This window comes from Flavobacterium sp., from assembly GCF_035299245.1.
Lineage (GTDB): Bacteria > Bacteroidota > Bacteroidia > Flavobacteriales > Flavobacteriaceae > Flavobacterium.
This window is the reverse complement of record NZ_DATGWY010000019.1, coordinates 96,674-111,605: the sequence shown is the minus strand read 5'-3', so window position 1 is coordinate 111,605 and position 14,932 is coordinate 96,674. Positions and strand designations below refer to the sequence as shown.

Sequence of the window (14,932 nt, the reverse complement as noted above, 5' to 3'; positions counted from 1 at the left end):
TAAAAGTTGCTACTACAAATATATATATTTGAACTATGATTACTTTATAAAATAAAAATGCCAAGCCTTTCAACTTGACATTTCCCCCAACTTAACTAAAAAAACTAAAATTTAATAACTATTCAAATTTTATTGTGACTTGTAACACTAACAATTTGTGTTACAATGCTTTTTTCCATATTTTCCACCATGTTTTTGATGGCTGTAAGCGTTTCAATATAGAGTCCATTTCACCATTTGAATTAGGAAATAGAATATCACCGCTTCCGCTCACATCATAAAACCCTACTTGGTGTTTTTGCGCCAACTCCAACATAGTTGGATATGCTTTTTCTGCAACCGCCCATTTAAAAGAAGCATAAATAATATCTCTTCCAATAGAATAATCGGTTACAAATTCACTTTCTAAGTCATCAACATCAAGCGGAGAATAAGGTCCGCTGAGCGCCGGAAACTCCTGAATTATCTCTTTGAACCAACTGTGTAATTCGGTAGTCGTTACTATTGGATCAACATAGTTGTGTTGCTCGTTCCATTCTACTTGTTCATCGTACCATTCTAAAAATTTAGTCTCTGATTGAGGCGCTATTTTAGGGTTAAACACCATTAAATCATAGCTCATAGTTGATTTTCTTTTATTGTTAGTAGTTTCTGTTTTGAATTATAATTTTTGGTTCTTCCGCAAAACTAAATCATTGCGATTTATTAGAATACAGGAAAAACACCCTTTTTTGTTTTTTTAACTCTTTTTTTTAACGATTTATAACGCATAAAATTGCCAAGTCATTCAACTTGGCAATTTTCCCCAAACAAAACCTAAACATAGCAACTACTATTCTTTTTTAACCTGATTTTTAACTGTGCTTAATGTTAACGGTTGAATATCACTAAAAACATGACTTAAATCTCCTGGTGCGAGCGAGTTTCCTCCATTATGACAAGCAAAACAACTTCCGTATTGATTATAAATTGTTCCATTTTGCGCATAGGTTTCCATTGTGCTATTTGCTAACTGACTAGTTCCAATAGCTACGCCTGGAGTCGAGTTAGATGGCGCATAACTTTCTCCATTAGGAGCTGCTCCGTTTGCTGTCCACGTGGCACCGATGAAAATATAATTTTTACGAATATCATTACCCACCAACATTTTTTGTAAACTAGCGTTCAATGAAATGATTTCACTATTTGATGCAGCGACTGAGGCATCTTCTGCATTTGGAATTGTATCTGTGGCAACTCCCCAAGGTTTGGTTCTCACCGTATTGCTTGGTCGAATAGAATCACCTGCTCTACTTACGATTGAATTATTTTTTGCATCATACGTCATGTACGATTTATTGTAAGTTGTATCTGCAGCGTTTGAATTCAATAACCAATCATCTCCTGTATCGGCTGGAACGGTTTTTACATTTTTATTGACATCCAAATACGTATAACTCGCATTCGGAGCATTTTTCTTGTGTTCAAAAGTAGCCCAAACCATTTCAGGATGTCCAGCAGTACTTCCTACAATATGCACTCCAATTAGAGCTAATGTTGCTTGCTTTTCTTTCAAAGGAGTCCAAGTTGTAGCGGTTTTAGTATACGTGGGAATGATGGCATTAATTGTAATGTAATCAGACGCATCGGCAAGTGTACTGGCGTCTACCCAAGAGGTTTTCAACTCCATTGTAAGCGTGTTGGCATCATTTAAAGCAACACCGTTGGCTTGTGCATAAGCAACAATTTGAGCTAATTCTGCCTGAGTAGTCGGAAATGTTGCACCCGATAATTTTCCAGCTGCAACACCCGTTAAAAATTGTGCATACACATCATTTACCATTGATATATAATAAATAAGAGATCCATCTTTTGCCATTAAAACATCGTCGGTGGCTTGACCTTCTTCACTATCAATTAAACCGTCTTTTGTTACATTAGAAACGGCTCTCATAAGCTGTCCTTTTACGTGCGGAATCAAAGTTCGTTTTCCTGATGCATCTTTGGGTGAAACCGTATAAAAAGTTGGCGATTCCATTACTGTTCCAGCATTCGGGCTAGACGAAGTAAGCCACAAAAACATTTGAGCCGACCATTGATAAAAATCGCAATTGTCATTATGAACCAATCCGACGCTTGTAGGAGGATTAACTGGACCGTTTTCGGTTGCCGTTCCGCTTACAAACCACGAATTGAATTGTGAAGATGTCAATGGACACGATTGAAATGCATCTTGCGGCAATGAACTTACTGCAAGTAATTCTTCTTCTGTCGAAGCGTTGGGTTTACAACCTCCAAAAAGCGTTACTATAATCAGTACCGCAAAACCAATTTTAATGTTAGAATTTTTCATACTATCTTGTGTTAGGTTAATGGTAAGTATTTTGAATCAGCATTAGTGAGACAAATTTATTTACCTTCTACCACAAGAAATAGAGTAGTTTTACGGGTTTTTCAAAAAAATTAGGCACAACTCTGAATGGTTTCAAACAAAGTATCTTTATTAACGGGTTTGGACAAGTAATGATTCATGCCGATTTCCTTCACTCGATCTTTAGTTGCTTCCATTACATCGGCAGTTACGGCTATAATGGGTATATTTTTATCATTGATACCCGAATTTCCGCTTCGAATGGCAATTGTAGCTTCATAACCATCCATGACAGGCATTTGTAAATCCATCAATATGACATCGTATTTTTGGTTGTGCAAAAATTCCAATCCTTCTTCACCATTATTGGCATAATCGACCTCTGTATTCAACCATTTTTTGGTGATCATTTTCAACACCATTTGGTTCATGGCATTGTCTTCAACAACTAAAATTCGCTTGCCTTTCAAGTCGTATTCTAAAGATGCAACTGGTTTTACTTCTTCTTTAACCACAACTTCTTCAACGTTGAGTTGAACTTTACAAACGGTTCCTTGATTGACAATACTTTGCATATCAATTTCGCCTTTATGAAGATTGACCAAGGCTTTTACAATATACAATCCTAGGCCTAAACCACCGTATTTGCGCTTGTTATCTATAGTTTGTTGCGAAAAGGAATCAAAAATACTGTTCATTTTTTCTTTTGCAATTCCTTCTCCAGTATCCGAAACGATGAAAGTCAAAGTTACTTTACCATTTACATTTTTCGATTCCACTTTAAATTTCACAAAACCTTCTGATGTAAATTTTATAGCGTTGGAAATTAAATTAGTGATAATTTGTCGTATGCGTTCACCATCACCTTTCATCATTTTTGGCAAGTCTGGTGAAGAAATGTATTGAAAATCCAATCCTTTTCCTTGCGCTAAAATGGTACTATTATTTCTAATTTCGTCAAATAATTTATGAGCATCGAATTCGACTAGTTCCAACTTGATTTCGTCTTTTTCTATTTTAGAAAAATCGAGAATATCATTTACCGAACTTAACAAACTCGTTGATGAACTTCGAATCACTTCGCACTTTTCTTGTATCGAATTACTATCGGTTTCACCCTTAATCGACTCAATAAAATTCATTATTGTGTTTAAAGGCGTACGCAATTCGTGACTTATATTAGAAAGGAAATACGTCTTTAATTCATTCATCTCCTCGGCTTTTTGAAGCGCTAAATTTTGAAGGTTTTCTCGATCTTCTTTCAGTTTTTTAATCAAACTCGCCATTGATAATGACAGGAAAATAATTTCCAAACCAGTTCCTAATTTAGAGCTGTTTTCGGTAATGAAATTATTAGGTAATAATCCGAAATTCTTCAAAATAAAAATCACAAAGCCAATTACCAACGACAAAATTCCCAAAGTGAAAAACTGATAGACTTGTTTGGTTTTGGAATAAATTTCAATCAACGATGTGATAATTAAAATCAGCAAAAACAACCCTAATGCATTCATTGCAGGATAACCGTAATGAAACCATTTTGGTACAAAAACAATAACAAAAAACAAAGCTCCAAAACAAGCGTACAATACATTATAGGCTGTGTACAAACGATTGCTGATTTGTTTTACATTCAAATAATACTGAGCATAATTTCCTAAAAAGAATCCCGAGATTACAGCAAACAACAGCACTGATTTATTGGAAAGCCAACCTGAATTAGGTGTGATGAATTGATAAAAATAACCGTCTAGCGAAAATTGCAACAATCCGATAAAAACCACATACAAACTGTAATACAAAAATACTTTTTGCCTCATTGCATAAAAAAAGAAGAAATACAGTATGAACGCAATGATTAAAATTCCGTAGAAAAACCCAAACACAATTTGTTCAAACGACGAATTCACAATCAAATCATCAGTAGTTCTGAGTAATAAAGGAACATTGATTACTTCACCATCGCTACCTAAATGCAAGTAATAATTACCCGTTTCATTAGGTTGGAGGTTGATTTTAAAAATGGTTTTTCGGTGTTGAAAACTGCGTTCTTTAAAAGGAATTACATCGCCACTTTTCTGAAATGAAATTTTTCCATTGGGATATATCTTATAGAAATGAGCAACATCTACTATAGGTCGTGAGGTTTCTAAATAATAGCTTACCGCTTTTGATTTATTATTTTTGATGGAAAAATGCAACCAATAATTGTCGGTTGTGAATCCTAAATCGGTATTTTCAAAAACAAGTGGTTCAAATTTGTCTTTCGGAATTTGGAGTACTTCTTTAATTGAAATATTCTTGTCCTTCACATTCAAAATTGAAGTGTATTTATGAAGTGACTGGCTTGTAAAGTTGGTGTTCTCTTGGATTAGAAACTGCGAATGCCCGTTAAAACTGATTAAAAATAAAACAATAGTTAACCAAAATAATAAGGTATTTTTTGTTTTCATGTAGGTTGTTTTTTGTTGTTTGGGAATTGTATTTACGCGAAAAAAAAAGTTATGGTTTTAAAAAAATAAAAAAAGTTAATTTATTTTTCTACAAGTGATTAGCTTTGTAAAAAAAAAAAATGCAACTCGTTTTCGCTTCCAACAACAAAAACAAAATCAAAGAGATCCAATTATTAGTACCCAATTCCATTCAAATTCTGAGTTTGGAAGACATTGGTTGCTTTGATGATATTCCTGAAACAGCCGATACTATTGAAGAAAATGCCATTTTAAAAGCCAATTACGTAACTGAAAAATTCGGTTACAATTGTTTTGCCGATGATTCGGGTTTGGAAATTGATGCTTTGAATGGTGCACCAGGTGTTTATTCGGCTCGGTATGCTGGTGAACCCAGAGATGACCACAAAAACATCGAAAAAGTACTCGAAAATCTAAAAAATAAAGCGAATCGAAAAGCCAATTTCAAAACCGTAATTTGTTTGAATCTAAATGGTGAGCAACATCTTTTTACAGGAATTATCAACGGTACAATTATCGAAGAAAAAATCGGAACCAATGGTTTTGGTTACGATCCTATTTTTGTGGCCGATGGCTATGAAAAAACTTTTGCCCAACTTTCAATAGAAGAAAAATCAAGTATTAGTCATCGCGGAATTGCCGTGCGTAAGTTAGTGGATTTTTTAAGTTTCTAAGTTTCAAAGTTACAGAGTTTCAAAGTATCGATATAGGTCTACATTAGCCCCGATTGAAGCTAGCTACCTAGCCTGACGACAAGTAGGCTTGTAGCGCGGAAAGCGGGACAACTGTGGTAAGAACGACAACTTTTCTGCTCCTAAAAATCCCACAAAAAGATCTTAAAATTTAACAGAAACTCAGTCAATCAGCTGCTCAGTCACTCAGCCACTTTGTTAAGCAAAAGTTAACTTTCTAATTACCAGCAACTAACAAATTAGTTTATATGGTATTTAAAGACTACCTTTGCACCCAATTTAAAATACTTTATGAATAAATTTGAACAATTAGGTCTGAATGAATCGTTACTGCTGGCGATCAAAGATCTAGGATTTGAGAATCCGTCAGAAGTGCAAGAAAAAGCGATTCCGGTTTTATTAGAACAAGAAACAGACTTAGTGGCTTTAGCACAAACAGGTACAGGGAAAACAGCAGCTTTTGGTTTTCCGCTGATTCAAAAAATTGATGCTGAAGACCGAAGCACGCAAGCGTTAATTTTATCCCCAACGCGCGAACTTTGCTTACAAATCACAAATGAGATTAAACTTTACTCAAAATATGTAAAAGGATTACATACAGTTGCAGTTTACGGTGGTGCAAGCATAACAGAACAAGCCCGAGAGGTAAAACGTGGAGCACAAATTATTGTGGCTACACCAGGAAGAATGCAAGACATGATCAATCGTGGTCTTGTGAACATTAAAAACATCAACTATTGTATTCTGGACGAAGCCGATGAGATGTTGAACATGGGATTTTATGAAGACATCGTTTCGATTCTTTCGGATACTCCAGACGAAAAAAGAACATGGTTATTCTCGGCAACAATGCCTGCTGAAGTAGCGCGTATTGCTAAGAAATTCATGGCCGATCCAGCCGAAATTACGGTTGGAACTAAAAATTCAGGTTCAGCTACTGTTTCACACGAATTTTATTGTGTAAACGCTCGCGATCGTTATGAAGCTCTGAAACGTTTGGCGGATGCTAACCCAGATATCTTCTCAGTAGTTTTTTGTAGAACGAAAAGAGACACGCAAGCCGTTGCTGAAAAATTAATTGAAGACGGTTACAGTGCTGCTGCGTTACACGGCGATTTATCGCAAGCGCAACGTGATGGTGTGATGAAATCGTTCAGAGGTAGACAAATTCAAATGTTGGTTGCGACCGATGTTGCGGCACGTGGAATTGACGTTGATAACATTACACACGTAGTGAATTATCAATTACCTGATGAAATTGAAACCTACAATCACCGTTCAGGACGTACTGGTCGTGCTGGTAAATTAGGAACTTCGATAGTAATTATTACCAAAAGTGAAATTCGTAAAATCCATTCGATTGAAAAAATCATCAAACAAAAATTTGAAGAGAAAACCATCCCAAGTGGTATCGAAATTTGCGAAATTCAGTTGTTACACTTAGCCAACAAAATTAAAGATACAGAAGTAGATCACGAAATTGACAACTATCTTCCGGCTATTAATGAAGTTTTGGATGGTTTAACCAAAGAAGAATTGATCAAGAAAATGGTCTCGGTTGAGTTCAATCGATTCATTTCGTACTATAAAAAGAAACGCGATTTATCGGGTGAAAAATCAGAAAGAAGTTCGTCTGAACCAAGAGAAATTAGAGCAGGCGATCCGGTTCGTTATTTCATCAACATTGGAGCGAGAGACGATTTCGATTGGATGCAATTGAAAGATTTCTTAAAAGAAACGCTTGATTTGGGTCGTGATGATGTATTCAAAGTAGATGTTAAAGAAGGTTTCTCTTTCTTTAATACCGATGGAGAACATACTGAAAAAGTAATGGAAATCTTAAACGGTTTCGACTTAAACGGAAGACGTATCAACGTTGAAATTTCTAAAAATGACGGCGGAAGTCGTGAACGACGTGACCATAACGGAAGAAATTCGGGCGGTGAACGCAGAAGTTCGGGTGGTTTTGGCGGAAGACGTGATGGCGAAAGAAGTTCGGGTTCACGAGGCGGTAGTTTCGGACCAAGAAGCGATCGTTCGGGTTCAAGTCGTGAAGGCGGATTTAAAAGTTCGGCTCCAAAAAGAGAACCAGGTTCGTTTCAAAGAGAAGAAAGAGCGCCACGTCGTTCGGAAGGAAATTCTGATCGTCCGGCAGGTCGTTCATTCGAAGCTGCAAAAAATAGAAGACCAAGAAGAAGTTAGTTGTAAAAGCTTCATATTCTAATGAATAAAAACTCCAATCTGAATTTATTTTGATTGGAGTTTTTTTACATCATTTTGTTAATTTTCTTATAATTGAGATAAAATATCCGTTGACTTTACTACTTTTAACCATTCAAAACTGACAATGAGATATCTACTAGCTTTCCTACTTCTACTTACCCTAAACACTACTTTTGCGCAAGACACTTCGCTCAAAACTAAAGTTTCTGGAACCATTTTAAACAGCGTTAATTTACTTCCACTATCCAATGTGAATGTAATTAACATCAACAAAGTAAAAGGGTCGACTTCGAACAGTAAAGGTGTATTTGAAATTGAAGCCAGTGTGAACGATACGATTCACATTACTTGCATCGGATATCAATCATTGCGGGTGAGAGTCACCAATGACTGGGTTAAAAACGAAACCACTAAAATCCTTTTAACCGAAAAAGCCATCGCTTTGGAAGAAGTTTTAGTACGTAAATACATGCTTACTGGTTATTTGGAAGTGGATAGCAAATTGATTCCATATAAAGAGAATTATTCGTACAGCATTTCGGGTTTATCAAAATCGTATGAAGTTGGAGAGCAGTCACCAAAAGCCTTTTCGAGAGTGATGAACTCCATTTTCAATCCAGCTGATATGCTGTATAATTTCTTCGGAAACAAACCCAAAGAACTCCGAAAGCTGAAGGAAATGCGTAAAGACGACACGGTTCGAAATGCCTTAGAAACCAAATTTGATCGCGAAACATTGGCGGCACTTTTAGGAATTGACAAAGACGAAATTCCAGAGATACTTCAACACTGTAATTATTCTCAAACCTTTATTGAAACCGCTAATGATCTTCAAATCATGGATGCGATTAGTGGCTGTTATGAGGAATATAAGGTGCTGAGAAAGAAATAGAAATAAACTATTCCTTTTTTTGATTGTAATATCTTTCCTCAATCCGCTTGATATCTTTAATCGAATTGCGCGTCCAGGTCAATCGTTTTTGCAAAATTTCATCTGGCGTTAATTTCCAATCTACTTCCGATTGACGTAATCGATTGGTAATGTCTTGAATAATAATTGCCGCCGAAACCGAAATATTCAAACTTTCCGTAAAACCTACCATCGGAATTTTCAAATAACCATCAGCTTGATCGATCACTTCTTGCGAAAGTCCATCGCGCTCGGTTCCAAAAAAAATCGCACTGCGTTTGGAAATATCAAATTCATGCAACATACACGAATCATTGTGTGGTGTTGTTGCAATAATTTGATAGCCTTTTTCTTTTAAAGAATCCATACAATTTTGCATCGAATTGAACCTGTTAATGTCGACCCACTTCTGAGCGCCCATCGCAATTTCAGTGTCGATTCGTTTACCAAATTTTTGTTCCACTACATTCAATTCCTGTATCCCAAAAACCTCGCAACTGCGCATCACAGCACTTGTATTGTGCAGTTGATACACATCTTCCATTGCAATCGTAAAGTGGTTGGTACGATTTTCTAATATTTTTAGAAATTTTTCTTTCCTACTATCGGTTAAAAAACCTTCAAGGTATTCTAATAAGTCCAAATTCATGGCTCAAAATTAGAATTTCTTACTAAAATTCAAAAAAAAGCATCCCTTTTTTAATTTTCTTAACAAAAGTAGAGTAAAGTAGAAATTTATATTTCTTATCTTCGCAAAAACACTAGGTATGACACAGGAAGAAATTGTAGCACAGATACTGAGGAAGGACTCATCTTCTTTCACGTATTTATACGATCATTACTCAAAAAGTTTGTATGGAGTAATTTTCAATCTAATCAAAAACAAAGAAGAAGCCGAAGATGTGCTTCAAGAAGTATTTGTAAAAATCTGGAATAACATTGATTCTTATAATGAATCAAAGGGTCGATTGTACACGTGGATGCTCAATATTGCTCGGAATACGACCATTGACAAACTCCGTTCTAAAAATTATAAGAAGAGTGCTCAAAACCTATCCACAGATAATTTCGTAAATCTATTAGACGACAATTCGAAAGAAACGAGTAAGATTGATGCAATCGGAATAAAAGCGCTTTTACGACGATTAAAACCAAAATGTATTGAACTTTTTGAGTTGTTGTTTTTCCAAGGATATACCCAACAAGAAGCTTCTGAGGAATTGAATATTCCGTTGGGAACAGTGAAAACAAATAATAGAAATTGCTTAAATGATTTAAGAACTTTTGTAAATGGATAGTAAAGAATATATAGAATCAGGAATCTTAGAACTCTTCGTTTTTGGTACTCTCAACGAGCAAGAAAATAAAGAGGTTCAGGAAATGGCATCACAACATCAAGACATTCGTGATGAAATTGAAGCCATTGAAAAGGCGGTAATTAATTTATCGCAAAGTGTTGCTCCGCATTTATCTGCACGAAATTACGAGCAAATCAGACAAAAATTATTGGAAAAACACAAAGTCATCCAAATGAAACCAACGCAGTCAAGAGCTTATTTAGGTTGGGCTGCTTCCATAGTAATGCTTTTAGGCGCAGGATTCATGTACTTTCAAATGAATTCGTCTAAAGTAGAATTAATTAATAAAAATAAAGAATTAGAAAATTCAGTTACCGTTTTAGAAGGCAAAAAGAAAGCAACAGAGTCGATTTTAGATGTCATCCGAGATCAAAACAATACCGTTGTAGCTCTTGCCGGACAAGCTGTTTCGCCTACTTCGTATGCTAAAGCGTACTATAACAAGCAGACCAAAGAAGTATACATTGATGCAGCAGGTTTACCTGAACCACCAGAAGGAAAAGTATACCAAATTTGGGCGTTGAAACTGCAACCTGTATTGACTCCAACCAGTATAGGTTTATTAGAAAACTTTACGGCTGAAGAAACACGAGTGTTTAAAGTTGAAAATGCCGATGGTGCAGAAGCCTTCGGAATTACACTTGAACCTGCAGGCGGAAGTGCTTCGCCTACAATGGAACAATTGTACACTTTAGGAAAAGTATAACATTAAAAACACCATTTCAAAACCTCATCTGATTGTTCATTTGAGGTTTTTTTATTTATTTTTGAAAATGGAAAAAAAGAAATTGGTAGTATTAACTGGCGCCGGAATTTCGGCTGAAAGCGGAATTAAAACCTTTCGTGATGCAGGCGGATTATGGGAAGGACACGATGTGATGGAAGTGGCCTCTTACGATGGTTGGCGAAAAAACAAAGAGCTAGTGCTCGATTTTTACAACCAACGTCGTAGACAATTACACGAAGTGCAACCTAATTTAGGTCATATTATTTTGGCTGAGTTAGAAAGTGATTTCGACGTTCACATCATCACTCAAAACGTCGATAATTTGCACGAACAAGCGGGAAGTTCAAAGGTGTTGCATTTGCACGGCGAACTATTCAAAGTGAGAAGCGATCGTAATCCTCCGCTGGAAATTTTAGATTGGAAAACCGATTTGAAAATTGGCGATGTAGACCGAGATGGATTTCAACTTCGACCCCACATTGTGTGGTTTGGTGAAGCGGTTCCGGCTTTGGAAGAAGCGGTTGCAATCACTCAACAAGCCGATTATTTTGCTGTGATTGGAACTTCACTGCAAGTTTATCCTGCCGCTGGATTACTACATTATACCAATTATAACATTCCTATTTTTTACATCGATCCCAATCCGGCTACTATTTACGATTTGTCCAATCCGTTAGAAGTAATAGCAATGAATGCAACGGAAGGTGTACCAATTTTGAGAGAGAAATTGTTGAAGAAGTTGTAGGTTTTTGGTTGTAGGTCATCGATTTTCAATTCACTTTTAGATTATAGCCGAGAACCTTTATAGATTAAAAAAAATCACAACTTATAACTCACAACTTACAACTAATAACTAAATTTGCACCTTCAAAACAACAACACAACTCATGCAACTATCCGAATTAAACGCAGTTTCTCCAATTGACGGAAGATACAGAAGCAAAACGATTTCTTTATCGCCTTACTTTTCAGAAGAAGCACTCATCAAATACCGAGTTTTAGTCGAAATCGAATATTTCATTGCACTTTGCGAAGCCAATGTACCTCAGCTTTCGGGTGTAGATGTAACTCTTTTTGACGAGTTACGCAGTATTTATACTAATTTTTCTTCGGAAGATGCTCAAAAAATAAAAGACACCGAAAAAGTAACCAACCACGATGTCAAAGCGGTGGAATATTTCATCAAGGACCAATTTGAAGCACTCAATTTATCACCTTATAAAGAGTTCATTCACTTCGGATTGACTTCGCAAGACATCAACAACACAGCCATTCCATTATCCACTAAAGAAGCTTTTGAAAAAGTATATTTACCGAGCTTAATTGCTGTAATTGCCAAATTAAAAGAATTAGCAATGGAATGGAAAGACGTTCCAATGTTAGCAAGAACACACGGTCAACCGGCTTCTCCTACTCGATTAGGAAAAGAAATTTTGGTGTTTGTAGAACGTTTAGAGGAGCAAATGCGTTTGTTGTTCAACATTCCGTTTGCCGCTAAATTTGGTGGAGCAACGGGAAATTACAACGCACATCATGTGGCCTATCCTAACATCGATTGGAAAAAATTTGGGACGCATTTCGTAGAGGAAGTATTGGGTTTACACCATTCATTCCCTACTACTCAAATCGAACATTACGATCATTTTGCGGCCTTTTTTGATGCTTTAAAACGAATCAACACCATCATCATCGATTTGGATCGCGACATCTGGACGTACGTTTCGATGGATTATTTCAAACAAAAAATCAAAGCAGGCGAAATCGGTTCATCGGCTATGCCTCACAAAGTCAACCCAATTGATTTTGAAAACAGCGAAGGAAATCTCGGAATTGCCAATGCGATTTTTGAACATCTTTCAGCCAAACTTCCGGTTTCTCGTTTGCAACGCGATTTGACGGACAGTACAGTTTTACGCAACATTGGTGTTCCCATCGGACATACCTTAATTGCTTTTGAAGCCACGTTAAAAGGCTTAAACAAACTTCTTTTAAACGAAGATAAATTTTCCGAAGATTTAGAAAAAAATTGGGCAGTCGTAGCCGAAGCCATTCAAACGATTCTTCGTAGAGAAGGCTATCCAAATCCATATGAAGCGCTGAAAGGATTGACCAGAACCAACACAGCCATCACTAAAGCATCGATTCACGAATTCATCGGGACTTTAGACGTTTCGGAGGCCATTAAAAGTGAATTATTGGCTATATCGCCAAGTAATTATTTAGGAATATAAAATTTTCAACCGCAAAGTTCGCAAAGCAAAAACACGAAGAACACTATATAATCATTGCGAACCTTGCGTAAATACCTTGCGAACTTTGCGGTTAAACTATCTTGAATAATTCGGTGCTTCCTTAGTAATCGTCACATTATGCGGATGACTCTCGCCTATTCCACTGGTAGTAATTCTAACAAACTTTCCTGTTTCTTGTAGTGTCGGAATGTCTTTCGCACCACAATAACCCATTCCGGCACGTAAACCGCCAATGAATTGCTGCATACTTTCGTTCAATTCACCTTTGTACGGAACACGACCTACAATTCCTTCTGGAACTAATTTTTTAATATCGTCTTCTACATCTTGGAAATAACGGTCTTTCGAACCTTCTTGCATCGCTTCTACCGAACCCATTCCGCGGTACGATTTGAATTTTCTTCCTTCAAAAATGATGGTTTCACCTGGCGATTCTTTAGTTCCGGCTAACAATGAACCCAACATTACACTATCGGCACCCGCAGCAATCGCTTTCGGGATATCGCCTGTATATCGAATTCCACCATCAGCAATCACCGGAACGCCACTTCCACGCAATGCAGCAGCGACTTCCAATACGGCAGAAAACTGTGGAAAACCAACTCCAGCCACAACACGTGTAGTACAAATCGAACCAGGTCCAATACCGACTTTCACCGCATCAGCTCCATTTTCTACTAAATACAAAGCGGCTTCAGGCGTAGCGATATTTCCAACAACTACATCCAAATCAGGAAATTTCGCTTTTACTTCTTTCAACACTTTTACCACGCCTTGCGTGTGTCCGTGCGCCGTATCAATAATGACTGCGTCTACTCCAGCATTGACCAAAGCTGTGGCTCTTTCCAAAGCATCGGCAGTTACACCCAAAGCAGCAGCTACTCTTAAACGACCGTAACGATCTTTATTCGCAATTGGTTTTTGTGCTAATTTGGTAATATCTCTAAAGGTAATCAAACCAACTAATTTGTAATTGTTGTCTACAACAGGCAATTTTTCAATTTTGTTTTCTTGTAAAATGCCTTCGGCTTCTTGTAGTGTAGTTCCTTCGGCAGCGGTAACTAAATTTTGAGACGTCATCACTTCCAATATCGAGCGCGAATTGACTTTTTCAAAACGCAAATCACGATTGGTCACAATTCCTTTTAACGTTCCGTTTTCGTCCACTACCGGAATTCCACCGATACTGAACTCTTTCATCGCTTGTTTCGCATCGCCCACCGTGGCGGTTAACGGAAGCGTCACCGGATCGATGATCATACCGCTTTCCGCACGTTTTACTTTCCGCACTTTGGCTGCTTGTTGCTCGATGGTCATGTTTTTGTGCAGTACGCCTATTCCACCTTCTTGCGCCATAGCAATCGCCATTGAACTTTCGGTTACCGTATCCATTGCAGCGGAAACGATAGGAACATTCAACATAATGTTACGTGTAAATTTGGATTGAATACTGACTTCGCGCGGTAAAACTTCGGAGTAATTTGGGATGAGCAGAACATCGTCGTAAGTAAGACCTTCTCCAACGATTTTAGAAATGTGTGCCTTCATGTTGCAATTTAGTTGTTGTAGTTAAATTGCATGCAAATGTAGTGAAAAAAGTGATTAGTGAATAGTGATTAGTGATTAGTTTTTTTAGACATCGATTTTTAAACGTCTAACTTGTCATGCTGAGAGCTTGTCCCGACTTCTCGGGAAACGAAGCATCTCATTCACTTGGCTCATTTTGGAACGCGGATTAAACGGATTTGCTTGCACAAAACGCTGATTAAACGGTTTTTTTTTTATTTGAAGCAGCAATTTAGTAATTCTAATAACGCCTCGTCCCGCTTTCCGTCGCACGCGGTGCTTCCTCCAATCGGGGCTAGTTTAGACGTTTTGTATTTCAGTAGTACTTTCTGCCTTCTGTGTTCTGCGTTCTGAACACTGAACACTATCAAAAATAACCCAAT

Annotated in this window: 12 protein-coding genes; 7 read left to right on the top strand and 5 right to left on the bottom strand. The window is 37.1% G+C overall.

What is annotated here, in order from left to right:
• Positions 1-160 precede the first annotated feature (160 nt).
• The 3 genes from VK161_RS13160 to VK161_RS13150 all read right to left on the bottom strand — a co-directional run bounded on the left by VK161_RS13160 (position 161) and on the right by VK161_RS13150 (position 4,803).
• On the bottom strand, positions 161-622 hold the full coding sequence (locus VK161_RS13160) for a hypothetical protein (RefSeq protein ID WP_324215248.1): 462 nt from the start codon (positions 620-622) through the stop codon (positions 161-163).
• Between the two features lie 210 nt (positions 623-832).
• Positions 833-2,332 (bottom strand): hypothetical protein, encoded by a 1,500-nt coding sequence (locus tag VK161_RS13155; protein WP_324215247.1) that lies wholly within the window; start codon positions 2,330-2,332, stop codon positions 833-835.
• A 110-nt stretch (positions 2,333-2,442) separates the two neighbouring features.
• Positions 2,443-4,803: a hybrid sensor histidine kinase/response regulator gene (locus tag VK161_RS13150; protein WP_324215246.1), complete on the bottom strand. Its 2,361-nt coding sequence runs from the start codon at positions 4,801-4,803 to the stop codon at positions 2,443-2,445.
• 119 nt (positions 4,804-4,922) lie between these two features.
• On the opposite strand from VK161_RS13150, the gene VK161_RS13145 reads away from it, so the two are divergent.
• From VK161_RS13145 to VK161_RS13135, 3 genes are all read left to right on the top strand, one after another.
• Positions 4,923-5,495, top strand: coding sequence for a non-canonical purine NTP diphosphatase (locus VK161_RS13145; protein ID WP_324215245.1), 573 nt, complete (start codon positions 4,923-4,925; stop codon positions 5,493-5,495).
• Positions 5,496-5,804: 309 nt separating this feature from the next.
• A complete protein-coding gene (locus VK161_RS13140; RefSeq protein WP_324215244.1) occupies positions 5,805-7,715 on the top strand; it encodes a DEAD/DEAH box helicase in 1,911 nt (636 codons plus the stop codon).
• Positions 7,716-7,860: 145 nt separating this feature from the next.
• Positions 7,861-8,628, top strand: coding sequence for a carboxypeptidase-like regulatory domain-containing protein (locus VK161_RS13135; protein ID WP_324215243.1), 768 nt, complete (start codon positions 7,861-7,863; stop codon positions 8,626-8,628).
• 7 nt (positions 8,629-8,635) lie between these two features.
• Here VK161_RS13135 and VK161_RS13130 read toward each other — a convergent pair whose 3' ends face one another.
• Positions 8,636-9,295, bottom strand: a complete 660-nt coding sequence (locus VK161_RS13130) for an RNA methyltransferase (RefSeq protein WP_324215242.1) — start codon at positions 9,293-9,295, stop codon at positions 8,636-8,638.
• Between the two features lie 118 nt (positions 9,296-9,413).
• On the opposite strand from VK161_RS13130, the gene VK161_RS13125 reads away from it, so the two are divergent.
• From VK161_RS13125 to purB, 4 genes are all read left to right on the top strand, one after another.
• On the top strand, positions 9,414-9,944 hold the full coding sequence (locus VK161_RS13125) for an RNA polymerase sigma factor (RefSeq protein WP_324215241.1): 531 nt from the start codon (positions 9,414-9,416) through the stop codon (positions 9,942-9,944).
• The gene (locus VK161_RS13120; protein WP_324215240.1) at positions 9,937-10,710 is read left to right on the top strand and encodes an anti-sigma factor; all 774 of its coding nucleotides are present in this window, start codon (positions 9,937-9,939) and stop codon (positions 10,708-10,710) included. Before VK161_RS13125 ends, VK161_RS13120 begins: the two co-directional genes overlap by 8 nt.
• 67 nt (positions 10,711-10,777) lie before the next feature.
• On the top strand, positions 10,778-11,476 hold the full coding sequence (locus tag VK161_RS13115; protein WP_324215239.1) for an NAD-dependent deacylase: 699 nt from the start codon (positions 10,778-10,780) through the stop codon (positions 11,474-11,476).
• Between the two features lie 142 nt (positions 11,477-11,618).
• A complete protein-coding gene (purB, locus tag VK161_RS13110) occupies positions 11,619-12,962 on the top strand; it encodes an adenylosuccinate lyase (protein ID WP_324215238.1) in 1,344 nt (447 codons plus the stop codon).
• A gap of 96 nt (positions 12,963-13,058) precedes the next feature.
• On the opposite strand, the gene guaB is transcribed toward purB, so the two are convergent.
• Positions 13,059-14,531 carry an IMP dehydrogenase gene (gene guaB, locus VK161_RS13105; protein WP_324215237.1) on the bottom strand — a complete coding sequence of 491 codons (1,473 nt, stop codon included), beginning with the start codon at positions 14,529-14,531 and terminating at the stop codon, positions 13,059-13,061.
• Positions 14,532-14,932 lie beyond the last annotated feature (401 nt).

Coding starts and splice junctions, on each gene's coding strand:
- VK161_RS13160 (WP_324215248.1), bottom strand. CDS start 622: ATGAGCTATGATTTAATGGTGTTTAACCCTAAAATAGCGCCTCAATCA.
- VK161_RS13155 (WP_324215247.1), bottom strand. CDS start 2,332: ATGAAAAATTCTAACATTAAAATTGGTTTTGCGGTACTGATTATAGTA.
- VK161_RS13150 (WP_324215246.1), bottom strand. CDS start 4,803: ATGAAAACAAAAAATACCTTATTATTTTGGTTAACTATTGTTTTATTT.
- VK161_RS13145 (WP_324215245.1), top strand. CDS start 4,923: ATGCAACTCGTTTTCGCTTCCAACAACAAAAACAAAATCAAAGAGATC.
- VK161_RS13140 (WP_324215244.1), top strand. CDS start 5,805: ATGAATAAATTTGAACAATTAGGTCTGAATGAATCGTTACTGCTGGCG.
- VK161_RS13135 (WP_324215243.1), top strand. CDS start 7,861: ATGAGATATCTACTAGCTTTCCTACTTCTACTTACCCTAAACACTACT.
- VK161_RS13130 (WP_324215242.1), bottom strand. CDS start 9,295: ATGAATTTGGACTTATTAGAATACCTTGAAGGTTTTTTAACCGATAGT.
- VK161_RS13125 (WP_324215241.1), top strand. CDS start 9,414: ATGACACAGGAAGAAATTGTAGCACAGATACTGAGGAAGGACTCATCT.
- VK161_RS13120 (WP_324215240.1), top strand. CDS start 9,937: ATGGATAGTAAAGAATATATAGAATCAGGAATCTTAGAACTCTTCGTT.
- VK161_RS13115 (WP_324215239.1), top strand. CDS start 10,778: ATGGAAAAAAAGAAATTGGTAGTATTAACTGGCGCCGGAATTTCGGCT.
- purB (WP_324215238.1), top strand. CDS start 11,619: ATGCAACTATCCGAATTAAACGCAGTTTCTCCAATTGACGGAAGATAC.
- guaB (WP_324215237.1), bottom strand. CDS start 14,531: ATGAAGGCACACATTTCTAAAATCGTTGGAGAAGGTCTTACTTACGAC.